The sequence below is a fragment of the Bradyrhizobium sp. SZCCHNS1022 genome, assembly GCF_032484835.1.
Classification (GTDB): domain Bacteria; phylum Pseudomonadota; class Alphaproteobacteria; order Rhizobiales; family Xanthobacteraceae; genus Bradyrhizobium.
In genome coordinates this window covers 76,964-101,789 of sequence record NZ_JAUETT010000006.1, presented here as the reverse complement: position 1 = coordinate 101,789, position 24,826 = coordinate 76,964, and the positions used below count along the sequence as shown (strand labels likewise).

Below are 24,826 nucleotides of genomic sequence, written 5' to 3'. Positions count from 1 at the left end.
ACTGCGATATCGGTGCTAAATCTGCGACGCGGTATCGAAAGGAAGAATGATCTCGAAAATCGAACCGCCGACAACGGATGGTCTGTACTGGGCTCGCCCGTGGTGAGCTTCGGCGATCGCGCGGACGACTGAGAGACCAAGCCCGGAACCACCGAATCGTCGTGACCGAGAATGCTCCGCCCGTGCAAATGGATCGAAGGCGCGCCCTGCGAATGCCAGGCTCAAGCCTGGTCCCTGATCCTCGACGGCCAGGGTGACAACAGCTTCTTCGGTGCACAGCGAGATTTTGAGCAGCCCCGGGTCAGCGTAGCGGCGCGCGTTTTCCAGAAGGGCGAGCAGCGCTTGGCGAAGTCTGGTGCCGTCACAACACAGCGTCAGGGGGGGAGCAATCATTTCGATCGAGAAGCCTGTTTCGGCGAGAGCAGGGCGCATTGCATCGACCGCCTGCGCAACTTCCGCGGTCAAATCCGTCCGTTCGAAGTGCATTTCCAGCCTGTGGCTATCCGAAAGCGTTACGATCCGCAGATCATCGACCAGCCGTGACAGGCCTTCGACCTGGGACAACAGGTTGCGGAGCAATTCGTCGCTGGGTTCGAACACGCCTTCGGTCAGTCCCTGCAACGTGCCGCGTAGGATGGTCAGTGGTGTCCGCAGCTCGTGCGCTGCCGCGGCATTCCATGACAGCATTGCGTCTGCCACGTCTTGTAGCCTTTGGGCCATGGCATTGAAATCGTCCACCAGCTGGGTGGTCTCGCCCAGGGAACGGTCGCCGGCGGAAGCGCGCGCCGTAAGATCGCCATCGGCGATCTTACGGGCGCTTTCGGCCAATGAATTGAGGGGGGTGAGGATTCGGTGGGCCAGCCGAAGCGCGACGTGAATGGCGATCGCAAGGCCGAGAAGCAGAAAGACGGCGATCAACATGACATCCGGTGCCTCCGGAAGAAGGGGAGGCGGGCCGGGCGGCTGCGGAAACCAGGTCAGATAAATTCCATAGAAGAGGAACGAGCCGACGAAGACCATCAGGATCGCGATGACCGCGACGGCGCTCATCGAGAGTGTGATCTGCCGACCGAGACGATGTCGTCTCATATCGCTGCCAACCGGTAGCCGATCCCGCGGACAACCGCCAGCATTCCTGCTGCTCCGGCCTCATCAAGCTTGCGGCGAAGGTTGCTGACATGGCTGTCCACGGTTCTTTCGAGCGCATCACCGCCCGGAAGGCAGGCATCCACGAGTTCGCCGCGGCTAAAGGCCCGCGTCGGCGATTTTGCCATATGAACGAGAAGCCGGAATTCGGTCAGGGTCAGCTGCAACGGCACTGTGGCATCGTCGGCGCGCACGCGCGCGAGATGGCTTTCCAGGTCGACTTCGAGCTTGCCAATCCGAAAGACGGCACTGTTTCCTGAGGGCCTCGATCTTCGGAGGACAGCCTTGGCGCGGGCCACAACCTCAGCAGGGTTGAAGGGCTTAACCACATAGTCATCGGCCCCTAGACGCAGCCCCTGCAGACGGTCGATGTCCTGATCGAGGGCGGTGATCACGATGACAGGCGTGTCGCCGCGCCGCCGCAGCTCGGTCAACACCTCCCAGCCGTCGACCTTCGGCATCTTGAGGTCCAGAAGAACCAGATCGGGCTTGAGGATGACGTGCTGATCGAGCGCAGCCTTGCCATCCGTAGCACCTACGGTCCGGAATCCTTCCCGCACCAGATATGCGTCCAGAATCTTGGCGATTTCCGGCTCATCTTCCGCAACCAGAATAAGTTCGTTCATGTCTGGTAGCCCGGCTGATCTGCAAGCGTACTCTTCATCCGATCAACAGAACTCCTATCGTCGCACCGGTTCAGGAACCGCCTGCCTGACCGTCTAACGTTGCGACCGACTTCGCCCTCGATCAGGTGAGTGCTGATCCAAACCCGATTTTTCGATTTGGCATATATCCTGCTACGAGCGCGCTTGCGACGCGACGATCTGTCGCCTCCATCAGACCTCCATCAAATCTCCACGATCGCCCAATGCACGCCGGATAGGTGGCGCGTGCACTCCGCATCGCGTCTCGGCAACGGCTGGGACCGATCGCTGTGCGCTCGGAACGTGGAAGCTCATGGGTTATCGTTCAAAGATCGTAAACATCGCTGCCGTCGCGGCGAGCGTTGCGCTGGCCGGCTGCAAGCCGGTATCAAACGATGCGGTCCCTGCTGCTGGAATGACGACTCCAGAGGTCGGCGTCGTCACCCTGCACCCGCAGGCTGTCGCGATCACCGCAGAACTTCCCGGTCGCATCGTTGCTTCATTGACGGCCGAGGTTCGTCCCCAGGTCGCCGGCATCATCCAGAAGCGGCTGTTCACGGAAGGGGACGAAGTCGCCGCGGGCGCGCCGCTCTACCAGATTGATCCGGCCCCCTATCAGGCGGCGCATGACAGCGCTGTGGCCGCGTTGCAGAAGGCGGAAGCGGCCTTGCCGAGCGCGCAGGCCAAGGTCGAACGATACCAGGGCCTGGTCAAGCACGACGCCGTCAGCAAGCAGGATCTCGATGATGCCGGTGCCGCGCTGGCTCAGGCCAGGGCAGAGGTGGCGACTGCCAAGGCCAACGTCGAGACCGCGAGGATCAATCTCGATTACACGACCATCAAGGCGCCGATCAGTGGGCGAACCGACAAGTCTTCGTTGACGCCAGGTGCGTTGGTCACCGCCGGTCAGGCGACGGTGCTCACGACAATTCGCAAGCTTGACCCGATCTATGTCGACGCCACCCAGTCGAGCACGAACCTGCTCAACCTACGTCAAGCGATCGACACCGGGCGGGTCAAGGTTACCGGCACCAATATCGCCGTGAAATTGAAGCTCGAGAATGGAGCGTTCTATCCGTTGACGGGCAGACTCGAATTCTCGGAGGCCAACGTCAGCACAACGACGGGCACGTTCACCGCCAGGGCCGTCTTTCCCAACCCCCAGCGGTTGCTACTGCCGGGCATGTATGTCCGCGCGAGCGTTGAGGAGGGCGTGGCGCAGAACAGCTTCCTCGTGCCGCAGCGCGCCGTTGCCCGAAATGCCAGGGGCGAGGCGACGGCCATGTTCATCGACAAGAGCGGCAAGGTCGAGGAGCGCGTACTGTCGGTCGCGCGCAGCGTCGGCAACAACTGGCTGGTTGGCGCCGGCGCCCGCGACGGCGACCGGGTGATCGTCGAGGGCACCCAGTTCGTGCGCATTGGGCAACAGGCCGCCGGCACCGAAGTCGTGATCGACGAGACGACGGGCGAGGTACGCGAGCGCGGGATGAGCTCACCGCGCGATCAGGACATCAAGGGCTGACAGATGATCTCCGCCTTCTTCATCAACAGGCCGATCTTCGCCTGGGTGATCGCCATCGGGATCATGCTCGGCGGCCTCCTGGCGCTGAACACGCTATCGGTTTCGCAATATCCGGAGATCGCACCTCCATCGATCCAGATCAGCGCGAGCTATCCCGGCGCCGATGCGCAGACGGTCGAGAATTCGGTGACGAAGATCATCGAGCAGGGCATGACCGGCCTCGACAACCTCGACTACATGACGGCGTCGTCGACCTCGACCGGGCAGGCCGAGATCACGCTCACCTTCACCAACAGGGCCAATCCCGACGTCGCGCAGATGCAGGTGCAGAACAAGCTGCAACTCGTCACCGCCTTGCTGCCGGCCATGGTCCAGACCACAGGTCTCACCGTCACCAAGTCCTCCAGCGGCTTTCTGATGGTCATAGGCTTCGTCTCGACAGATGGCCGGATGAGCGAGACCGATCTGTCCGACTACGTCAAAAGCTCGCTCAATGACGCGCTCAAACGCGTCGAAGGCGTCGGCAATACGCAGCTTTTCGGCGGCGGCTATGCGATGCGGATCTGGCTCGATCCGGACAAGCTCGTCAAATATGCGTTGATTCCGGCCGATGTCGCGGCCGCGATCCAGGCCCAGAACACCCAAGTGTCGGCCGGCCAGCTTGGCGGTTTGCCGGCCCGCAAGGGGCAGCAGCTCAATGCGACCGTGACCGCCCAAAGCCGCCTGCAGACGCCGGCGCAGTTCCGCAACATCATTCTCAAGAGCACGGCCGATGGTTCGCTCGTTCGTCTCAATGATGTCGCAACCGTCGAACTCGGCGCCGAAGACTATACGAGCTCATCGACCTATAACCGCCTGCCGGCGACCGGGCTTGCCATCAATCTCGCAACCGGCGCCAATGCCATCCGCACAGCCGTTGCGGTCAAGGACCTCATCGATCGGCTCGCGCCGACCTTCCCGCAAGGTTTGAAGGTCGTCTACCCGTATGACACCACCCCTTTCGTCCGGATCTCGATCGAGGAGGTGACCCGCACCCTGGTCGAGGCGATTGCGCTGGTCTTCCTCGTGATGTTGGCATTCCTGCAGAACGTCCGCGCCACGCTCATCCCGATGCTGGCGGTGCCGGTCGTGCTCCTCGGGACATTCGGCGTCCTGGCGCTTGCCGGTTATTCGATCAACACATTGAGCATGTTTGCCATGGTGCTCGCCATCGGCCTCCTGGTCGATGACGCCATCGTGGTGGTCGAGAATGTCGAACGCGTCATGCACGAGGAGGGCTTGTCGGCGCGCGATGCGACCGCAAGGTCCATGACGGAAATCGCCGGCGCGCTGGTCGGCATCACCACCGTGCTGTCGGCCGTGTTCGTGCCGATGGCGTTCTTCGGCGGCTCGGTCGGTGTCATCTACCGCCAGTTCTCCGTGACCATTGTGTCGGCCATGGTGCTGTCGGTGCTTGTTGCGCTGATCCTGACGCCGGCGCTGTGCGCGACCATTCTGCGTCCGCCGAAACCGCACGATGGGAAGAGGAGGGTATTCGGCTGGTTCAACCAAGCGCTCGAACGAAGCGCGGATGCTTACTACGGCCGCACGGGCGCGATCCTGCGGCGGCCATGGCCTGGGCTTATTGCGTTCGCTTTGATCGTCGTCGGCGCGGTCCTTATGTTCGTCCGCTTACCCAGTTCGTTCCTCCCGGAGGAGGACCAGGGCCTTCTCATGGTGGTGACGCAATTGCCGGTCGGTGCCACGGCTGACCGGACCGAGCGCGTGCTCGATGAGGTCACCCGGTATTTTCTCGATCGCGAGACGAAGGCCGTCGATGGCATCATGACCGTGACGGGTTTCGCCTTCTCGGGCCAGGGCCAGAATGTCGGCATGGCTTTCGTGCGGTTGAGGGATTTCGCTGAACGCAAGACTCCTGATCTTTTTGCCGGTGCTGTGATGGGCAGGGCAATGGCGGTTTTCGGCGGTATCAGGGACGCTCGGGTTGTTGCCTTGGCGCCGCCCGCGATCGAGGGGCTGGGCACGAGCAACGGGTTCGACTTCTACCTCAAGGACATCGCCGGCGCCGGCCACGACAAGCTCATGGCCATGCGCGATCGATTGCTCGGCGCTGCCGCGCGGAGCAGGCTCCTGCGCGGCACCCGTCCAAATGGCCAGGACGACACGCCGCAGTTTTCGGTCGGTATCGATCAGGACAAAGCGAGCGCGCTCGGCGTCAATCTTGCCGATATCAACACGACGCTCTCGATGGCTTGGGGCAGCAGCTATGTGAACGATTTCATCGATCGCGGTCGCGTCAAGAGAGTTTACCTGCAGTCGGCACCGGGTTTCAGGATGCAGCCCGAGGACCTCGATCGCTGGCATGTTCGCAATGCCTCCGGCACGATGGTGCCGTTCTCTGCCTTTGCGTCAGGCCGCTGGACCTTCGGTTCGCCACGCCTGGAACGCTACAACGGATCGCCGGCCGTCGAGATCCAGGGCGACGCGGCGTCCGGCGTCAGCTCCGGCGATGCGATGGCCGAGATCAACCGTCTCGTCGCCGCGTTGCCCGCAGGCGTCGCCCATGAATGGACCGCGCTCTCGCGGCAAGAGCAGCTGTCCGGCAACCAGGCGATATCGCTCTATTCGGTCTCTATCCTGGTCGTCTTCTTGTGTCTTGCAGCGCTCTACGAGAGCTGGTCGATCCCCTTCGCCGTCATGCTCTCCGTTCCGGTCGGCGTCCTGGGTGCGCTGGTCGCGGCACTTCTGCTCGGCCAGAGCAACGACGTCTACTTCAAGGTCGGCCTGCTGACGACGATCGGCCTTGCCGCAAAGAATGCCATCCTGATCGTCGAGTTCGCGATCGCTCGCCAAGACGCAGGACTGGAATTGATCGACGCTACATTGCTCGCCGCCAAACAACGCTTGCGTCCAATTCTGATGACCTCCTTCGCCTTCATCCTCGGGGTTGCGCCTTTGGCCGTCGCGAGCGGCGCCGGCTCGGGCGCCCAGAACTCGATCGGTGTCGGCGTGATGGGCGGCATGATCGCCGCAACCGTGCTCGGTATATTCTTTGTACCGTTGCTGTTCGTCTCCGTGCGGCGCGTCTTCAAGGGCGGTTCCCGGACGGATGCATCGATGGACGGCCCCAGGGCGAGCGCGACAGATGCGCAGCGCTGGGGATAGCAATGAGAACGCAAGGAGCGACAGCACAGGCGCCTGGCGCCTCTTCGAAGCGCATCTGCTCGCTGTCTAGCGGGATGTCCTTGTTGGCCGTGGGCGCAATGATGCTGGGCGGATGCGCGGTCGGTCCGGATTATCAGGCGCCGCTGCTCGCATTGCCATCGCATTGGAGCAGGGCAGAAGCCGCAAGTCCATCCCGGCCGCCTGACCTGGCGCATTGGTGGACCCGGTTTCGCGATCCGCTGCTGGATCAACTCGTCGAGGAGGCGGTTGGCGGCAATCTCGATGTCGCCGCCGCTAGGGCGAGAATCCGCGAGGCGCGGGCCAGCTATCGGCAAGCCGTCGGCGCGCTATTTCCGACGCTCAGGAACACAGAGTCGGCAATGCGTTCCAAAGGCCCTGGCTTTTCGTCACAGGGGGTGTCGGGCTTGCAGCCAATGGGCAACACACCTTCACCATCCCGACCTGGGTTCGACGGACCCTACACGCAGTTTCAGGCTGGTTTCGATGCGAGTTGGGAGCTCGATTTGTTCGGCGCGAACCGGCGGGCGGTCGAGGCGGCGGCCTATGGCGCGGAAGCGTCCGAAAACAATCTTCGCAGCGTCCTCCTGACGCTCGTCGGCGACATTGCTTCCAACTATGTTCAACTGCGCGGATATCAGGCGCGCATCACGCTGGCCCGTCGTACTGCAGTTTCTCAGGACGTGACGACCCAAATTACGCGCAATCGCCTGGCCGCCGGCTCCGGCTCTGCCGCCGACGTCGCAAATGCAACAGGACAGGCCGCAACCACGCGCGCAGCGATTCCGACGCTGGAGATGTCTTACGCCGAAGCGGTGCATCGGTTGTCGGTATTGATCGGGCGGCCACCGGCAGCCTTGGATGGCCGTCTGGCCAAACCGGCGTCGATCCCAATGCCGAAATTGCCGATCACGGCCGGCATTCCGGCCGATATCTTGCTCACGCGTCCGGATGTGCGTCTCGCCGAACGTCAGTATGCGCAATCCACCGCCAGGATCGGGCAGGCCGAGGCTGCGCGCTATCCCAGTGTCAATCTCACCGGAAGCATTGGGACCTCGGGGACGCAACTGGGTGATCTCGGCAGGAATTCATCGATCAGTTGGTCGTTCGGTCCGAGCTTGAGCGTGCCGGTCTTCAACGGTGGCAAGCTGCGGGCAGCGGTTGAGATCGCGCAAGCCCAGCGAGACCAGTCCTTCATCGCCTATCAGTCGTCGGTCCTTGTCGCCCTCAGGGACGTCGAAGACGCGCTCCTCTCACTTGGTAAGGAGCGGTCGCGGAGCCGTATGCTCGCCGCTTCCGCAATGGCCTATCGGCAGGCGGCAAGCCTGTCTCAATCCCTCTACAGGGCGGGATCCTCGAGTTTCCTCGATGTGCTGACTGCCGAGCGCTCGCTCTACAGCGCCGAAGACACGCTCCTTCAAAGCCAGGTCCTCATCGCCGCCAACTATATTGCGCTCAATAAGGCGCTCGGTGGTGGCTGGGATGGCCAGATCGATGTCGCAAAACCAGAGGTGGCCGACACCAACACGGGGCCGCACGCGCTGGAAACGGACTAGTTCCCAAACCTAAGCCGAACGGTCATGCCGCTTTGACCTGTGCGTCCTGCGGATCGGTCTGGCGCAGCACGCAATTTTATCTCGGACCGGAGTTTCATGTCTCAGCGCAACCGAACCGGTCATCCTTGCCGCAATATAAGGGGCCAGGGCGACGTGTTGCGTCAGCCGCCCGTGTGCGGGGCGGCAGCCTGGCCGCTCGAGACGAGGAGCCCCCAGGTTGCGCGAATAAGCACCGTTCGGCTGCGGTTGTAATCTGCCGGTAATCTTGATCGAACAATTCGGAGACGGCTTTTGGGAGATAAGGCAACAGTGGCGCTTCGATCGAGGCTTGATCATCAAGGCCTATTTCGTGAGGATGTGCGGTCCCCGCTCACACTCAACGATGCTCTGTCGCTGGTCTTCACGATATTGTTCGTTTTGATGTGCCTTGCCCTGTTAACGCGGCCTGTGCAAAGACAACTCATTAGGGTCGCGCCCGACGCGAGCGAGCACGCCAAAGTCCATCAGCGCATGTCGCAGGGGTCTGTGACAGTATGGTACAGCTGAAAGCGGCACTCGACAGCGCTGCGCGCCAATATTGAACCGGTCAAGATCTGGATCCATCTCATAAAGAGGCGGTTCTCATCGGAGCTGCAGATCTCTGGCGAGCTTCGGCTCTTAAGATCGGCGGCACGATTATTCCGGATCGGAATAGGATAATGGAATCCGGCAGGGGCACGGGAAGCTCGCTGCGATTGAAAAAGCGCTATAGTGAACAGTCGTAAGGATACGATCGAAGACGGCCAAAATCGATCTTTTGACGCTGCAATTGTTCGTGGCGATCGTCGAGGAGCAGAGTATCGCGAAAGCGGCGGAAAAGAAGAATATCGCCGCGTCCGCAGTGAGCCGCCGCATCTCGGATATCGAGCACCTATTTAAGGTTGAATTGTTGCGTCGCCATTCGAAAGAGATCGCGCCGACACCTGCCGGCTTTGCCTTGCTTGAGCACGCCCGCGTCATCCTGGGAAACCTGAGTAAGGCTCGAGACCGAATTGACGGGATATCGGCAGGGCAAGCGTGGGTTGATCCGGATCTGCCAACAAGTCTGTGATCCTCGAAGCCCGCGGACGAGCTCAGCCTCTTCCTTGAGCGGCCCCCGTTGGTCCGCATCGACCTCGAGGAGGATCTCAGCCCCGCGATCGTGCGCGCGCTGGTGGAGAACCGGGCCGATATTCACATTTTCGGGGCCAACATCGACGGCCAGGATATGGAGTTGCTGCCCAATCGCTGCGATCTTCATCGTTGCTTTCGTTCGATCTGCTTTGCGCACCGCTTTCCGGGGAATGCCGGTGGTGCGGCTGATGCTGATCGGTGACACCTTCGAGCTCGAGGTCTGCCCGGTGATCAGGCTGCCGAAGTTCGGTCCCCTTTAACGACCGAATCCGCTAAAGCTCAGGCAGATTCGCTGGGGCTCCCTGGCGTTTGCCCATCACGCACGAGATCTCGTTGTCCTCTGTTCTTCGTACCCCTCGCAGCTCAGCGCAGCGAAAGACCGCTTCACCAAAGCACTCCACGGCACCAAAAAAAACCGCTCCGCGGAAGAAGGCGACACGTGCGCCCAAGAAGGCGGTGCCACCCCGGATTGGCGTTTCCTCCTCATCTCCGCTCGGCATGTTGGCGCTGCATGTCGTGACGCAGTGGCGTATGTCGGGGCGCCGCGGTCTCGTGTTTCTCGCCGAGAACGAGCGCCGCGCCGAGCGGTTGGGTTCCATCATCCAGGTCGTCGAGCCCACTTGTGATGTGCTCGTCTATCCGCGCTTGAACACCCTGCCATTCGATCAGCTGGAGCCGTCACGTGATATCGCGGGCAGGCGGAGCTCCGTGTTGAGACGCCTTGCGGGTGCGAAGCAGCCGATTCTGCTGATCACCACGGCGGAAGCAATAATGGAACGCTTGCCGTTGCCGGCGAACTGGTCTCGGCTCGGCTTGCCACTTCGCATCGGGGGCGTCTATTCCGAAGACGATCTCGAAGCCCGCTTGCGTGCTCTCGGATACGATCTGGACGACAGTCCGGATTATCCCGGTGGCGTTCTGTTTCACGGCAATACGTTCGAGATCTTTCCAGCCGGCGCGCTCGGCCCCTTCAGAATTGAGCATTCCGGAGGCAGGATACGGCGGATCGCGGCCTTCAACCCGATGGATCAGGAGGTGATTTCCGAACCCAGGGAGCTCCTGATCGATCCAATGTCCGAGCGCCTGGCGTTCAAGGACCGAGCTCGGAAAAAGTCTAACCTTGTCGAGTACTGCGCGCGCGCCAAATGGATCGCTGACACCGGCGTACCCAGGAACGCCGCCACCTGGCTGAGCACGATCGAGGATGCGGCCGCCCGTGGCGAGCGTGATCGTGCGTATCTGAGCCGACGCGAATGGGATCAGGCGGCGAAGAGGATCGCCCTGTTGCCCCCGACCGCTCCGTATCGGGCGACGCCAGAGTTCTATAAGGAATCCTCTCCGCGGAAGGCCCTTCGAGCGTTTATCGAGGAAGTTCAGCGTGGTGATGCACGTCTGGTGTTCGTCGCCGCGGTGGAAGCGGATTTGCGTCTCATGGCCCGGATGAGCGCCATCAAGGCCGAACGCGTCCCTGATTGGGCGCAGGCGACCGCGAAGGGCAGGCGAGAGGCCGCGATGCTGGCTGGCTTCGATGCCGGTTTTGTCGTTCCCGGACGAAAGCCGCTCGTGGTCATCACTGCTGCCGATGTGCTCGGCAGCAGGGCGCATCAACCGCAACCGGCGAACTGGGCATGGACGCCGGGCTTCGATGCGGTGGACCTGCCTGAGCTTGGATCTGTGGTCGTCCATCTGCAACGTGGGCTGGCACGCCTTGGCGGTTTGCGGTCAATGGGCACAGGAGATCTCACCGCACGCGAGATGGTCAGGTTGGTGTTTGCCGGAAACGACGCTGTTTTGGTGCCTCTTGCGGAATTGGCCTTGATCTGGCCGTACGCCGGTGAGCTTGGAGACATCTCGTTGGACAGGGCCGACGGCAGCTCATGGCGGCCGCGGCGAACTGCTGCCGAGACCGAGATTCACGTGGTCGCCAACGAGCTCGCCAAGCAGATGAGGCAGCGCAGGCGGCGCCCAGCACCGAAGCTCGTGCTGCGCCCAGCCAGTTATGAGCAGTTCGTCGCGCGGTTTCCGTATTTCACCACCCCCGATCAGGCCAAGGCCATCCGCGACGTTCTGGATGACCTTGGGTCGGGGCATCCCATGGACCGTATCGTCTGCGGCGACGTCGGCTTTGGCAAGACCGAAGTGGCGTTGCGCGCGGCGGCGGCAGCTGTGCTCGCCGGAAAGCAGGTTGCCGTCGTCGTGCCGACGACGGTGCTGGCACGACAGCACGTCGAAACATTCCGCAAGCGCTTTGCGCCGCTCGGCATCGAAGTCGGAAACCTGTCGCGGGTCGCGTCGGCTGCCGAGGCGCGGCAGGTGAGAGAGGGACTGAAGAGCGGAGAGCTCAAGGTCGTCGTCGGAACGCTCTCGCTCGCATCGAAGGACGTGAGGTTTGCCGATCTTGGTCTGATCATCCTCGATGAGGAGCAGCATTTCGGAGCGGCCGAAAAAGCCACGCTGTCGGGCCTCAATAAGAACGGTCACCGGCTTTGGATGAGCGCGACGCCGATCCCCCGCACACTTGCGGCCGGTTTGACCGGCCTTCGGGATCTCAGCGTGATCGCAACCCCGCCGGCCCATCGTGTTCCGGTCGTCACCAAGGTGGCGCCGCTCTCGGACATAGCGATCGCCGCCGCTCTGGTCCGCGAGCATAGACGCAATGGTCAGAGTTTCGTCATTTGTCCCCGGATTCAGGATCTGGATCCCATGCTCGCCAGCATCCACTCGCTGGCGCCTGAACTACGTATCATCACGATTCACGGCAAGCTGCCCGCAGATGAGATCGACGAGAGGTTGATGGACTTCGTCGAAGGCAAGGCCGATGTCTTGCTTGCGACCAACATCGTGGAAAGCGGGCTCGACATCCCGCGTGCAAATACCATCGTGGTGTGCTGGCCGGAACGATTTGGCTTGGCACAACTGCATCAGCTCAGGGGGCGGGTGGGGCGCGGCGGTATCCGGGCGTTTGCGTATTTTCTGACGGAGGGTGGCTCCGATCGCTCGGAGAAGCGGCTGGCCGTTCTCGAGGAGCTGAATCGTCCGGGCGCAGGTTTTGCGATCAGCGCGCGCGATCTCGACCTCCGCGGCGGCGGCGACATGCTCTCGGATCGGCAGTCCGGCCACATGCAGGTGTTCGGCCCGACCCTCTACGGCCATCTTCTGACCCTAGCCCTGGACGGAGATCGCGACGGAATGGGCGCGCTCTGGGTTCCGGAGCTGAATTTGCCTATCGCTGAGCTGCTTCCCTCAGTCTATGTGCAGTCGGAGGCGGTCAGGCTCGAGATCTATGCTCGAGCCGCTCGGTGCCGAAGTTATGACGAGCTGGAGGAGCTTGAGGATGAAACGCTGCGCCGGTTCGGCAAGTTGCCGCCTGCGGCCACCAATTTCTTCGCTGTTGCCAGGCTCAGGGTAAGCTGCAGGGAGCGGGGCATCATGCGCCTTGATGTCGGACCGGAGGCGATTGCCGCAACGATGCTCGGGGGAAGGCTCCGGAAGTCATATTCACGGTTGCTGCAGCGCGACGGCAATCGGGTCATCTATGTCGGACGGAGCAGCGAGGACGCGTTGCGAAGGGTCGAACAGTTCTTGGATCTGCTGGACGAATGACGGATCACGCGTAGCTTCGCTGACGCAAATGAAATTAGCTAGTGCTTTGCGGGGGCGCTACGCGAGCTCCGTCTGTCGAAAGCTGAGGTTCTACCAGCCTTGGCTGGATTCAACGTCGGAATCGAGCTGGCGCAACTCGCGATCATTGCTACCGTATTTCTGACAGTCGCTATGTGGCATCGCGAAAAGCGGTGGTATCGGGTCCGCATCGTTCTACCTGCTTCGTCCGCCATTGCGGTCACCGCACTGTTCTGGACATTGCAACGCATCGTCAGATAGCGATGCGGTCGCCCAATCGAAACGAATCCGGCTTTTGCGGCCCGGTGCGGCGCGCTTTGCGGCCGATCGTACTTCCGCGCCTACGGCAACACAGACTGGACAATTGCCAGTCGCATCACCGAAACTCAGGGGATTATTAGCTACGTAGGCATACAGGTTTATGCCATCAGCAATGCCAATCCGATCCTCTGAGATAAAGCGGCCCCAGGCCGGATATATGCGATAGCTGTAAGTTGCGAGTTTGCATACCGTTGCTCATTCAACGGATATTCGACGGTTTCTTCAAAACGAGGCTAAGTCGTAGAACTCTTGGTGCGTCTAGGGGGAACCGTTCCCTGTTCGACCTTGAGCGAGACTCTTCGCTCTTCACAAGAACACTCCCGAAAGTCCGGCCACGGTTCGCCCACGCATTCGGTGACGCTCGGACTTACGATGTACGGCATCATTTCGCTGTCGCCGGGTATCGTCGAACCGCTCATCGCTCTCTCGTGCCATGTTGATCTTCCGCTTCATCGCAGCATCGAGCGATGCCCTCGCGCAAGAGCACGAACTGCGGCAGAGACCGGAGCTGCGGTGGCGCCGATCTTCGTCGGTGTTCCCAAGGGACCGAGTCGGGCAGGGACGCGGAAGGCTTCAGAGGTGCCACCTGTATGTGCCCGACGGGGCGCGTGTCGATTGACGCATCTCAATGTCAACAGATGGGAGTCTGCCTAGACTTGAAGTACCCGGACTGGGGCAATGACCATGAGAGTTCCAGCAGGTTGGCGGGCCCAAGGTATAGCCATCATGGCAGCGGTGACGCTGCTTGCCTCTCCCGCGCGCGCCGGGTGCAGCTTCGAGGACATCGGCAACGCCTTCTACGGCACGCTGAAGGCAACATTGGATTGCAAGTCGGTCTGCGAGGATGAGGCATCCTGCGCTGCGGCGGTCGCCTTGGACATCGCGCTTGGGGGAGTAGCCCTCCAAGGATCGGACACCGGAAAAGGACAAAAGCTGGTCGATCAATTCTGTGCGGAAGCGCAGGTGAAAGGCAAAGATATCGTCGGTGCGTTGAACACGATATTCGGCAACGCCATCGCAAAGGAGGTGCTCGGCGATCTATCCGCGCAGCTTGCGGCGGTCGGCTCGGCTGCCAAGGTTGTGCAGTGCGCCTGCGAGACGGAGCAGAGCACAAACTCGATCGGTGGCGATATCGGCGAATGCATTGAAGACGCGCTGTGCGGCGGGCTGGGAATCGGCTGCAACTGTAAGCGGCCGCCGCCTCAGATGGCCTTTTGCGGATCGGTCGACGTCAAGCATTGCCAACCGCAGGGCCACTACGATCAGATGAAGGACCCCGCCTGCATCCCCTACAGCTCGATCGCGAACTGTAACGACAAATGGCAGAAGTGCGGCTACGGCGACAACATCCCAACGGTGGAGAGGATCGAGTCGCCAGAGGGAACGCTGGCCATTCAACTGCCGCCGACGCAGGAGAACACGGGCTGTGACCCCGTCCAATCCTGCTTCTGTCCCAAGCCGATGGTGCCCGCCTGGCATGAGGTCGCCAATCCAGGCACCGACGTGCATCGCTGGCTGTTCGCCTGCGATTGTCCGTATGAGGCCGATAATCCGGATCATCAAACACATCCGGGCCCGATCCTACCAAGCGGCCTATCGCAGTGCCTCTGCGACAACACGGGCCAGCCAGCGAACCTGGGCTTCGCACCATTCGGCATGTGTCCGCCGCCGGCATGTCCCACCGGACAGGTCCGCATCGGCGGGGTCGGCGCCTGCGTAACACCGTGCGCCGATCCAAGCCAGGGCATGGCGTTCGATGGGAGCTGCTGCAATCCCACCCAGATGTCTTCCTGTGGGCAATGCTGTCCGCCGAGCACCGTGCCTGACCCGAAGAGCGGCACCTGCGTCCCCCGACCTCAGCCTCCGAAATGAGGAGACAGAGCGTCATGGAACCTCGTCGACATCGGTCGTTTGTCATCGCAGCCCATGCGATACGCTGTATCGCCGTCGCAGCAAGCGTGGCTCTCGCGCACGGCAACACGGCCTCGGCTCAGGCGCCCCGCGGCATCTACGCGCCGGGCCAGGCCGTGGTCACCGGCTTCTCCGGCGGTCTCCGGCCGTTCGAGATCGAGCCCGGCCAGGACGCCGATGCGCACTCCTTCCTCAATCCCGACGGGTCGTCGCTGCGCGTCGTCGATCTCAGTCGCATGGGCGCTCCGCCGGAGGCGCAGCTCGTCGGCGCGCCAAAACCCTTTACGGTGAGCGCGAAGTGGATTGGGCAAGTGTTCGGTGTCGCGCTCGATGACCAATCGCCCGCCAACATCTACGTCGCGGCGACGTCGGCCTATGGGCTGTCGATCGTCGCACCCGGAGCCGATGGCAAGCCGCAGCACATCAGGTATGGGACGAACAATGCGGCCTTCATGCCGGCGCAGTGGGGACCCGGAGGCGGGCCTGGGTCGATCTGGAAGATCGACGGCCTTACCGGCGAGGTGAAGCTGTTCGCCAATGTCGTCACTGGCGGGCGGACGAATTCGGGCGCAGCGCTCGGCGGATTGGCCTACGATCCTGCCACGAAATCGTTGTTCGTCGCCGATCGCGAGACCGGCCTCATTCATCGCTTCGGCATGAACGGCACCGATCTCGGCGCCTATGACCACGGTGTTTCCGGCACCGCCGCCATCGGTCTTGCCCCGGTCCCCGCAGCTGCCGGGCCCGGCATTGATCTCGCGAGCCCGCAATTCGACAGCGCAGGGCCCGAGACCTGGGAGTACACCGCGCCGGAACGGCGCGTGTTCGGCCTCGCGATCCGCGATCACCGTCTCTACTACGCTGTTGCCGACGGACTGCGGGTCTGGTCGGTCGGACTCGACGCGGACGGCTCGTTCGGCTCGGACATCAGGATCGAGGTGGCCGCGCCGCCAGCGGCCGGCCCCACTGAAATCTCGCGCGTCACGTTCGACGATGCGGGGCGGATGTATCTCGCCGAGCGGCCGGCGCCGACCGGCGCGCAGGATTTCGAAGCGCTGTCGGTGCCGTCGATCGGCCGCGTGCTGCGCTACACGGTGATCGGCGTGACCGAGGCAAAGCAGCCGATCTGGCAGGCTGTGCCGGATGAATACGCGGTGGGTTTCCCCGAGACCTTCCGCAACGACAATGGCGGCGTTGCCATCGGTTACAGCTATGATGATCGCGGCAACATCAATCCGCGCTCCTGCGGCGGTTTTGTCTGGACGACCGGAGAGCAGTTGCGCCACGCCACGGATCCGAAAGCCGCCGCACAGCTTGGCCAGCCCGATATGCTCGCCATCGATGGACTGCAGGGCAATCCGGCCTGGCGTATCCGCCGCGACCACGAGCCGCCGCGGCTCAGCTATTTCATAGACTACGCCGATGCGCCGCCCGATCTGTCGGCGCGGGGACATCTGGGAGACATCGCCATCCTCCGCACCTGCGCTGACCAGCCGGCGCAACTCCAGCCGGGCATACTCCCGTTCGGCGTGCCGCTGCCGCCGCCGAGCTTCCGTGCCTGTCAGACCCATGTGTGCGGTCCGCCGGGTTGGCCGGTCTGTCCCGTCAACCAGGTCTGGAGCAAGGGCGCCTGCGCGCCGGGTTGCGCGCAGTCCGAAATCCTCATTGGCGGCAAGTGCTGCTCGTCTGCCGACCTCCGGCCAGGCGGTGCCTGCTCGAGCGGAGGCTCCTCGATTCCGTCGACCGACATCGCCAAGCCGATGTGTGGCACGACCCAGACGGCGATCGGCCCCAACCAGGAGTGCTGCAACAATGATCACATCTATTCCGGTCCGGGCGGGGGCCAGCTCTGCTGCCTGAGTGCGCTGGTGAACGGGGTTTGCGAGCCGTCGATCCCGAAAATCCCGAACGGAACATGCACCGATTGCTGTTCTCCGGGTTATGTGAAGATCGCGGGCAAGTGCTGCCTGAAGAGCCAGGCGACCTCGAAAGGGGTTTGCTGTCCGGCCGGACAGTCGCCGAGCGCCGACGGGACGCAGTGCCAGCCGACGTTCAAGATTCCGAAGATCTCGCTTTGCTGTGTCGCCGGCTACGTTCCGACCGCGGCGGGCAAGTGCTGTGCGACTGCGAACTTGACGACGAGCGGCGAGTGCTGTCCGGCTCCCGTCAATCCGAAGGACCGCTCGCAGTGCATTGCGCCCGCCCAGAAGAAGTTCGTTCCGCAAGAGCCCTGTCGCGTCGGCGAGGTTCGCGACGATAAGGGCGCCTGCGTGGCGCGCAAGCCGGCGGCTGTGCCGATTGTGCCCGGGCCGGTGCGGCGGCAGCCCTCAACACCGAAGGTGCCGGAAAAGCGCGCGCCGGAAAGACGTGCGCCATCCATCACTGGCCCGATCACGTGTCCTCCCGGAATGGTTCCCGGGCCGCTTGGGAAGCGCTGCTGGCCGATCGCGCGTGGTCGCATTGCGCCGCTCGCCCCGCGACGGCTTGCGCCGCCGCTGCTTGAGAGGCGACCGTTAGGAGGACTGTCGGGGGGCCGGTGATTGCGGCTGCCGTTCGATGGCGACAAGACATGAGTGGAGGAACTGAGCGATGATTGGACTGGCTGATATGCCAAAGCGCGCCTTGGTCCGGATACGCGCAGTCGCCGCGGTGGCGCTCGTCGCCGCGACGATCGCTGTGCCCGGGACATCGCACGCTCAAATGCGGCGCGCGGACGTCGACGAGGCGATCCAGCAATATCTCGCCGCGCATCCGGAAGCTCTGGGGCCGGCGATCGAGAAATACCTGGCCGATCACCCGGAGGCGGTCCGCACTGCGCTGATGGCGCTGATTGCCAAGCGCAACGCTACCGCGCAGACCGCACCGACGCTTGCGGCGAACAACGCCAAGCAGGTGATCGGCGACAATGCCAAGGCGCTGTACATGGCGCCGCTGCAGACGACGCTCGGCGCCGCTGATGGCGCGCGCACGGTGGTCGAGTTCTACGACTTCAACTGCGGCTATTGCCGCAAGGCCCTCGGCGATACGCTTGCGCTGATCGCCGACGCGCCGAATGTGCGCATCGTGCTCAAGGAACTCCCGATCCTAGGCCCTGACTCCGTCGAGGCCGCAAAGGTCGCGATCGCGCTGCAGATGCATCATCCAAGCGCGGCGGAATCGCTTGAATTTCATCGCCGCCTGTTGACGAAGCAGGGACGGGTCGATCGCGCAGCGGCGCTCGCGGTTGCAGCTGACCTCGGCTTCAATGCCGGCGAGATCGAAAAGGAGGCGGCGAGCGCCGAGGTGAACGAGGCCTTGCAGCAGAACATGCGCCTAGCCTCCGCGCTCGGCATCAACGGCACGCCCGGTTATGTGATCGGCGATAGCGTCATTCCCGGTGCGGTCGGCGCTGCGGCGCTGAAGGCGCGCATCTCGGCTGTGAAGGAGCCGTAGGGCGCGAGGGATTGGATGAGATATCGCAGCTTCGGTTGATATGGGTAAAGGCGGTCGCGTTCCCCCGCTACCAACGGATCCCCCACCTTTCTTTTTTGCGCGTTGATATGCCTGTGGGCGGTCGATGAACTGAGCGGGGCCGGGTGAGCCACGTGACGACGGCTGTTGCGCCTAATTGGAAGCGATCCAATTGCGCAAACCTTCCACCGAGTGAAAGCCGTCGGCGGCGTAGCAGCGGATGGACGGAACAAAGTCCTGCATCATCTCGGCGAGCGCATGCCCTGGACCTAGATCCAGCGCACGGTCGACCCCAAGCTCGGAGAGGGCCTCCAGCGTCGCCGACCAGTCGATGGGTTGCGCGATCTGGCCCGCGAGCTTCGCTGTCGCATGCCCTGCATTGAAGATGCGCTCGCCCTCGCTACCGGAGAGCAGGATGCGCTGGTCTGCGATAGGAGAACGCTTGCTGGCATCGAGCGCTCTCTCCAGCGGCTCGCAGGCGAGCTTGAGCCGTGACGTGTGCGAGGCGATCTTCACGGCGAGAAGGCCAGTGCGCGCGGCGCCGAGTTCGGCGGCCTCCCGGCAGACTGCGATCACGTCCCGCTCCGCGCCGCCGACTACAAAGAGAAGGCTGGGATTCTCGATCGCGATCTCGCAGCGATGTTGCTTGACCTGGCGTTCGAGCGTGGCCCGATCCAGCCCGCGGACGTAGCCAAGGCGCCCATCGGCCCCAGCCGCCTCTTCCATCAGCCGCGCGCGAACGTCCGTCAGCCGCAAGGCTTCGTTCGCTGTCCATACTCCCGCAATGCTCCAGGCCGCCATCTCGCCGACGCTGTAGCCCGTGACGGCGGTCTGCTCGTCCAGCAGGTCGGCAACGCAGGCGTGGATTGCGAGGGCTGATGTGACCGTCAGAATCTGACTGACATGGTTGGCGGACAATTCGTCAGCGCTCCGCTCGCGGACCAGCATGCGCGGATCTTGCCCGAGATAGAGGCTTGCAGCGGTGAAGACCGGCTGCGCCGCAGGCTGGTCGGCGACCAGATCGAAGATCTTGCCTGAAAGAGTGCCTTGTCCACCGCAGAGCAGTGCGAGCATCAGCAGTCCAGCCGATCGACGAACAGTGCCATGGCGAGCAGGTCCGCGGAGCCGCCGGGGCTCAGGTTGCGCTCGACGAACGCGCGATGAATGCCGGTGGCGCGCTCGCGCCATCCTGGAGATTCGATGCCTCCCGCGGCCAGGAACGCGGATGCGCTGGCTTGCGCGAAGTGCAATCCCGTCGGACCGCCTCTGTGCAGGAGGTTGGTATCGTTGACATCGGCGATAAGCGCCATACACGTCTGAATGCGGACCGCCTCTTCATCGTGAGGTGTGCGCGCGCGCGCAGCACGAAGCGCGGGGAGGGCGACGTCATAGACCGATGGGAAGCCGTGTGCCGCTTCCGCCCTGGCACCGCCGGCACCATAGCGACGGGAGGCCACAGCGCCATGGCTGCGCAAGGATACGGGGCCGGCGAGGATGTCCTCGCCCCAACGCTGCGACACCAGTTCGCCGAGCGGTTTTCTGATTCCGAGCGCGCCGCGATATCCGGCCGCGGCACAGAGCAGACCCAAACCGAAGATCGCGCCGCGATGCGTGTTCACGCCCGAAGTCACGTCGAGCATGGCGCGCTCCGCGGCAACGCCGATCGCGCGCAAGCGGCTCATGCCGGCGCCTTCAGCGCCTGCAGCTGCCAGATTGCGGAAGAATGGCCGCAAGGTATTGGCACTTCGGCGCAGCAGCTCAGCGTGCATGTCGTGGTGGGCACCATTGTCGACATGGCTGACGAGACCCGGCTTCGGGTAGGTCTCGACTTCGAGCCTCAGGCACATCGATGCCAACTGGCCAACTTGCTCCGCATGGAGCGGGTGCTCCGGCAGCGCTTGCCAATTCAGCGCTAGATTCATGACACGGCACCGGAGAGAAATGCAGCCTTCGTCATGCCGTGGACGCCATTGAGCCGCTTGACGAGAACTTCGTCCGTGTCCTCACACATCAGTTCGCGCCATTGCACGTCGCCGACAGGGCAGGTGATCTCTCCATCCAGCCGAATTGGAGCGTTTCGTGCGATGTTGGCGATGTCGGCGGGCAGGGTGCTTGCTTGCTGGGCCGAATACAGCGGCCAAATCAGGTCGAGGTCCGAGGACGCCGTCAGATAGCGCAGGCCCGTGAGATGCTGCCAGGCCAGGCTGCCGAAGGTCCGGGTCTGCGGGCAGAGCCGGAGAAGTCGATCGATCGTCTCCCGCCATGCGGGTGGTGCTGTGGCTGCGGCATCAGCGAGGAGCGGAGGCGGCTCGCGTTCGATTATCTCGCGGGCTTCGAGCGTGACCGCGATGCGTCGCTTGCCGTGAGAGGGCGGAAGCGGCAAGCCGAGCGGGATGGCTCCGGCCGAATCGCTGCAACTTTGCCGTCGCACGACCAGAGGGCGACCATCGCGCACCCAGCCCTCAACGATCGCGTGCTCGGCGAGTTCGGGATGACGTGCCATGAGCGCGGCCCAGGCTGCCGCGGAGGGTGTCACCATCGTATGCCGGCTCAGAGGTTCACGCATGCTGCTGCTCGGGATCTGTGCTCGCCGCGATTGCCGCGACCCGCTCAGCGATCTCGGAGGCCTTGCGCCGTCCGCCACGCTCCAAGCCGAGTCGGGCGCGATCATCCTCTCCTGTCGGCCGTGCCAGCGCTGCCGCAAGCTGCTGCGCCAGAGGTGCGTGTTCGTCCCAGACGACGTGAACGCCGCCGGTCTGCACCATGTTGTCGAGCCCGGGCGCGAACACAGGCGTCGCTTCGGCCTTGGCTTTCAGCACGTCGATCGGCAGCTTCGTCACCCGCGCCATCGACGGCAGATCCATCACGGCGGGATGCGCGCCGGGCAGCGCCGCCAGCGTGCCGGTCGCGAGCGCCGTGGCGATGAATGCGCCAGCTGCGCTGCCGCCGTAGAGCAGGCCGACCGTGCGATGTCCTTGCGCTTCCGCGAGCAGCAGGGTCTTGGCGAGATGGGCGAGGTATTCGCTAAGGCCGAGCAGCTCATCACGCTTGCTCATGCGCTGGCTGGCAGAATCCACCAGGACCAGGATTGGCGCACGATCGCCTGATTTGATGATCTCGATCACGCGCCCTGCAAGCTCGATGGCCTCGTCGACGCCGAGCGGCTGGCCTTGGGTGATCCCGAGCACGTGGATCGGTTCCCCACCGGGCAGGGTTGCCGTCCCGGCGATCATCGTGCCCGTGAGGTCGATCCCGCTGTCGTTCGGGAACAGAGCGCCCACAATCTCATCGAGCGTCATCGGCGTTCTCCCTGACCTGGGCCGCGCGAAGAAACCGATCGGTCGGCAGGGCGGGGATTTCGGACGGCTCGTCGATGCCGAGTCCCTGCCAGATCTCGACGGCATCCTTGGCCTCGCCGAAGCGCTGCAGCCGCCGCTCCAGGCGCGTTTGTTCGGCTTCCAGATATGCGACGCTGCAAGCGCGTTTGATACGAAGTACGTCGATCGCGGCTTCGCGAAACGCGCGAGCGTCATCGTCCACGAATACGTCGGCCCCGCCGATGAGGTAGCGGTGCTTCCCACCCATCGTGCGCCAGACCAGCGCGCGGTCGCGCGAGTCGAATTCTTCGATGCCCTTGTTGGTCTCGATCACTTCGGGGCCACTGACGCTGATCCGCCCCTGCTCGGAAACGATCAGGCGCGAGCAGGTGCCCGCAATCAGGCTGCCGCCGCCATAGCATCCTGCGCGACCGCCGATCAGCCCGATGACGTTGACGCCCGCGCGCCGCGCTTCCACGACCGCGCGCATGATTTCTGCGATCGCGAGCTCGCCGGCATTGGCCTCCTGAAGGCGCACGCCGCCCGTGTCGAACAGGATCAGCACGTCCTGATGCAGTGCGCAGGCCGCGCCCAACAGACCGGTCAACTTCGCGCCGTGAATTTCACCGAAAGCGCCACCCATGAAGCGACCTTCCTGCGCGGCAACGAGCACCGGCTCGCCCTCGAGGCGCCCGCGGCCGATGACGATGCCGTCATCGAACTGTTCCGGCAGATCGAAGATGGCCAGATGCGGGCTCACCTCGCGCAGCTCCGGTCCGATGAATTCAGAGAAGCTGCCGGTGTCGATCAGCGCATCGATTCGCTGCCGGGCGCTTGCCTCATACCAGCTGAGCGGTTCCATGTTGGTTGCGGCCGCTCTCATCGTTCCGGCTCCTCGATCTTGCGGATGCCTTGTGCAAGGCGCAGCGCGACCGTGTCCGGCCGGGCGCCGCCGTCATTGATGGAGATGCGCAAGCCTCCAGCTGAGCGGCGAGCAACGAAGTCCCGAACCACGGCGTCCCAGACCATGCCGAAGCCATGGGCGGCTGTGGCAATGTCGATGGTGCAGACGTCGGCCGGCGCGCTCCGTTCGAGCAGCACTTCGAGATTGCCGGAAGCGACGACGCCGACGATCGCCTGGGTACGGGTGCCGCCGGCGGATCTTGCTGCGGTCAGCCTGAAGCTGAGTTTTTCCATGCGAAACTCCTCACCAGTTGCGGAAGCGGCTGGGCGGACGGTACAAGCCGCCGGAGGCCAGCATGAGATCCTTGATCGAGCGTGCCGCCAGCAGGCGACGATCGGCATCGAGCGGATCGATGCCGAGATCCTCGGGCCGGCGGATCACGCCACGTGCACGCAACGTCTCGACCATCTTCGCATCGCGAGCCCGGCCGATGTCGGTGTATCCGGCGACGCCGCGGATCGCCTGCTCGCGCTCGTCCTTGGTCCGGCACATCAGGAGGTTGGCGATGCCTTCCTCGGTGACGATGTGTGTCACGTCGTCCGAGTAGACCATCACCGGCGCGAGATCGAGCTTGAGCTCGCGCGCCAGGTCGAGCGCATCGAGCCTCTCGACGAACAGCGGTGCATTGCGCTCACCGAACGTCTCGCCGATCTGCACCACCAGCTTGCGGCCGCGGCGTAGTGCGGCGTTGTCCTCGGGCGCCGCCTCGGCGCCGGCCTTGAGCCAGGGCTCGCTCGGGTGGCGGCGGCCGCGCGGATCGGAGCCCATGTTCGGCGCGCCGCCGAAACCGGCGATGCGGCTGGTCGTCACGGTCGAGCTGTGGCCTTCGAGGTCGATCTGGAGTGTCGATCCGATGAACATGTCGCAGGCATAGAGGCCCGCGGTCTGGCAGAAGGCGCGATTGGAGCGCAGCGACCCGTCGGGCCCGGTGAAGAAGATATCGGAGCGCGCCGCGACGTAGTCCTCCATGCCGACTTCCGATCCGAAGCAATGGATCTGGTCGACCCAGCCGGATTCGATCGCCGGAATCAGCGTCGGATGCGGATTGAGCGCGAAATGGGTGCAGACCTTGCCCTTCAGGCCGAGCTTCTCGCCATAGGTCGGCAGCAGCAGCTCGATTGCGGCGGTATTGAAGCCGATACCATGGTTGAGCCGGCGCACGCCGTAGGGCGCGTAGATGCCCTTGATGGCGAGCATCGCTGTCAGGATCTGGGTCTCGGTGATGGCGGCCGGATCGCGGGTGAAGAGCGGCTCGACATAGAAGGGGCGACCGGCCTCGACCACGAAATGCACGAGATCGCCGGGAATGTCGACCCGCGGCACCTTGTCGACGATCTCGGTGACCTGCGCCACGACGAGGCCGTTCTTATAGCTGGTCGCCTCGACGACCGTCGGCGTGTCTTCGGTGTTCGGCCCCGTATAGAGATTGCCGTCCTTGTCGGCGCTCACCGCCGCGATCAGTGCCACGTTCGGCGTGAGATCGATGAAGTAGCGGGCGAACAGCTCGAGATAGGTATGAACGGCGCCGAGCTCGATCTTGCGGCCGAACAGCATGCGCGCGATCCGCGCCGATTGCGGGCCCGAATAGGAGAAGTCGAGCCGCCGAGCGATGCCCTTCTCGAAGATGTCGAGATGCGCAGGCAGCACCACGCCCGATTGCACCATGTGAAGGTCATTGATGTCCGCGGGGTCGAGGCTCGCGAGCGCCGCAGCGAGGATGTCGGCCTGCTTCTGGTTGTCGCCCTCAAGGCACACCCGGTCCCCTGACCGGATCACCGCCTTCAGAAACGCGGGAAGGCCGGGGACCGGGACGACCTTTCCCTTGGCGTGCTGGCGGCCAGCCGCTAGGCGCAGTCCGAGGGCGGTCCTTTGCATACCCCAATCGCTCATTTCGACTCCCTGGCATGCCCGAGTGGGTGTGATGTACTTCAATGTATGCGTATTTCCTTAAATCGTCAATTAAAGTATACGAAAAGCTATAAACGAGAAGTGTTCGCATACACAGGAGGAAGTATACGATGCGAATGCATACAAGGTGT

The 24,826-nt window shown here is 63.3% G+C and carries 18 protein-coding genes and 2 pseudogenes; 10 read left to right on the top strand and 10 right to left on the bottom strand.

Annotation, left to right across the window (positions count from 1 at the left end; all coding sequences use genetic code 11):
• Positions 1-15 precede the first annotated feature (15 nt).
• Positions 16-1,089, bottom strand: a complete 1,074-nt coding sequence (locus QX071_RS28530; RefSeq protein ID WP_315705851.1) for an ATP-binding protein — start codon at positions 1,087-1,089, stop codon at positions 16-18.
• Positions 1,086-1,772 (bottom strand): response regulator, encoded by a 687-nt coding sequence (locus QX071_RS28525; protein WP_315705852.1) that lies wholly within the window; start codon positions 1,770-1,772, stop codon positions 1,086-1,088. The genes QX071_RS28530 and QX071_RS28525 overlap by 4 nt, the downstream gene beginning before the upstream one ends.
• 331 nt (positions 1,773-2,103) lie before the next feature.
• Here QX071_RS28525 and QX071_RS28520 point away from each other — a divergent pair, with 331 nt between their 5' ends.
• The 7 genes and pseudogenes from QX071_RS28520 to QX071_RS34150 all read left to right on the top strand — a co-directional run.
• Complete coding sequence (locus tag QX071_RS28520; protein WP_315705853.1) at positions 2,104-3,312, top strand: efflux RND transporter periplasmic adaptor subunit; 1,209 nt, start codon at positions 2,104-2,106, stop codon at positions 3,310-3,312.
• Between the two features lie 3 nt (positions 3,313-3,315).
• On the top strand, positions 3,316-6,477 hold the full coding sequence (locus tag QX071_RS28515) for an efflux RND transporter permease subunit (protein WP_315705854.1): 3,162 nt from the start codon (positions 3,316-3,318) through the stop codon (positions 6,475-6,477).
• A gap of 74 nt (positions 6,478-6,551) precedes the next feature.
• Positions 6,552-8,051 carry an efflux transporter outer membrane subunit gene (locus QX071_RS28510; RefSeq protein ID WP_315705855.1) on the top strand — a complete coding sequence of 500 codons (1,500 nt, stop codon included), beginning with the start codon at positions 6,552-6,554 and terminating at the stop codon, positions 8,049-8,051.
• Between the two features lie 796 nt (positions 8,052-8,847).
• A complete protein-coding gene (locus QX071_RS28505) occupies positions 8,848-9,141 on the top strand; it encodes a LysR family transcriptional regulator (protein ID WP_315727938.1) in 294 nt (97 codons plus the stop codon).
• A 48-nt stretch (positions 9,142-9,189) separates the two neighbouring features.
• Positions 9,190-9,405 carry a hypothetical protein gene (locus QX071_RS28500; RefSeq protein ID WP_315705857.1) on the top strand — a complete coding sequence of 72 codons (216 nt, stop codon included), beginning with the start codon at positions 9,190-9,192 and terminating at the stop codon, positions 9,403-9,405.
• Between the two features lie 296 nt (positions 9,406-9,701).
• Positions 9,702-12,806 (top strand): DEAD/DEAH box helicase, encoded by a 3,105-nt coding sequence (locus QX071_RS28495; protein ID WP_315705955.1) that lies wholly within the window; start codon positions 9,702-9,704, stop codon positions 12,804-12,806.
• Between the two features lie 57 nt (positions 12,807-12,863).
• A pseudogene (locus QX071_RS34150) lies at positions 12,864-13,085 on the top strand (HupE/UreJ family protein); the annotation flags it as partial.
• On the opposite strand, the pseudogene QX071_RS34145 reads toward QX071_RS34150, so the two are convergent.
• Positions 13,020-13,313: pseudogene (locus QX071_RS34145) on the bottom strand (RHS repeat-associated core domain-containing protein); the annotation flags it as partial. The pseudogenes QX071_RS34150 and QX071_RS34145 sit on opposite strands and share 66 nt — an antisense overlap.
• A gap of 705 nt (positions 13,314-14,018) precedes the next feature.
• On the opposite strand from QX071_RS34145, the gene QX071_RS28490 reads away from it, so the two are divergent.
• Genes QX071_RS28490 through QX071_RS28480 form a run of 3 tightly spaced genes read left to right on the top strand, consistent with a single transcriptional unit; the run spans position 14,019 to position 18,488 of the window.
• Positions 14,019-15,017, top strand: coding sequence for a hypothetical protein (locus QX071_RS28490; protein ID WP_315705858.1), 999 nt, complete (start codon positions 14,019-14,021; stop codon positions 15,015-15,017).
• Positions 15,018-15,031: 14 nt separating this feature from the next.
• Entirely contained in the window at positions 15,032-17,596 is a 2,565-nt protein-coding gene (locus QX071_RS28485; protein WP_315705859.1) for a hypothetical protein, read from the top strand.
• Positions 17,597-17,645: 49 nt separating this feature from the next.
• Positions 17,646-18,488: a DsbA family protein gene (locus QX071_RS28480; RefSeq protein WP_315705860.1), complete on the top strand. Its 843-nt coding sequence runs from the start codon at positions 17,646-17,648 to the stop codon at positions 18,486-18,488.
• Between the two features lie 171 nt (positions 18,489-18,659).
• Here QX071_RS28480 and QX071_RS28475 read toward each other — a convergent pair whose 3' ends face one another.
• The 7 genes from QX071_RS28475 to mdcA are packed head-to-tail and all read right to left on the bottom strand — an operon-like array spanning position 18,660 to position 24,677.
• On the bottom strand, positions 18,660-19,580 hold the full coding sequence (locus QX071_RS28475) for an ACP S-malonyltransferase (RefSeq protein WP_315705861.1): 921 nt from the start codon (positions 19,578-19,580) through the stop codon (positions 18,660-18,662).
• Positions 19,580-20,428 (bottom strand): triphosphoribosyl-dephospho-CoA synthase MdcB, encoded by an 849-nt coding sequence (gene mdcB / locus QX071_RS28470; RefSeq protein ID WP_315705862.1) that lies wholly within the window; start codon positions 20,426-20,428, stop codon positions 19,580-19,582. Before mdcB ends, QX071_RS28475 begins: the two co-directional genes overlap by 1 nt.
• Positions 20,425-21,045: a malonate decarboxylase holo-[acyl-carrier-protein] synthase gene (mdcG, locus tag QX071_RS28465; RefSeq protein ID WP_315729494.1), complete on the bottom strand. Its 621-nt coding sequence runs from the start codon at positions 21,043-21,045 to the stop codon at positions 20,425-20,427. Before mdcG ends, mdcB begins: the two co-directional genes overlap by 4 nt.
• 19 nt (positions 21,046-21,064) lie before the next feature.
• A complete protein-coding gene (gene mdcE / locus QX071_RS28460) occupies positions 21,065-21,805 on the bottom strand; it encodes a biotin-independent malonate decarboxylase subunit gamma (RefSeq protein WP_315705864.1) in 741 nt (246 codons plus the stop codon).
• Positions 21,792-22,706 (bottom strand): biotin-independent malonate decarboxylase subunit beta, encoded by a 915-nt coding sequence (locus QX071_RS28455; protein ID WP_315705865.1) that lies wholly within the window; start codon positions 22,704-22,706, stop codon positions 21,792-21,794. The genes mdcE and QX071_RS28455 overlap by 14 nt, the downstream gene beginning before the upstream one ends.
• Positions 22,703-23,020, bottom strand: coding sequence for a malonate decarboxylase acyl carrier protein (gene mdcC / locus QX071_RS28450; RefSeq protein WP_315705866.1), 318 nt, complete (start codon positions 23,018-23,020; stop codon positions 22,703-22,705). Before mdcC ends, QX071_RS28455 begins: the two co-directional genes overlap by 4 nt.
• Before the next feature lie 10 nt (positions 23,021-23,030).
• Positions 23,031-24,677, bottom strand: coding sequence for a malonate decarboxylase subunit alpha (gene mdcA / locus QX071_RS28445; RefSeq protein WP_315705867.1), 1,647 nt, complete (start codon positions 24,675-24,677; stop codon positions 23,031-23,033).
• Positions 24,678-24,826 lie beyond the last annotated feature (149 nt).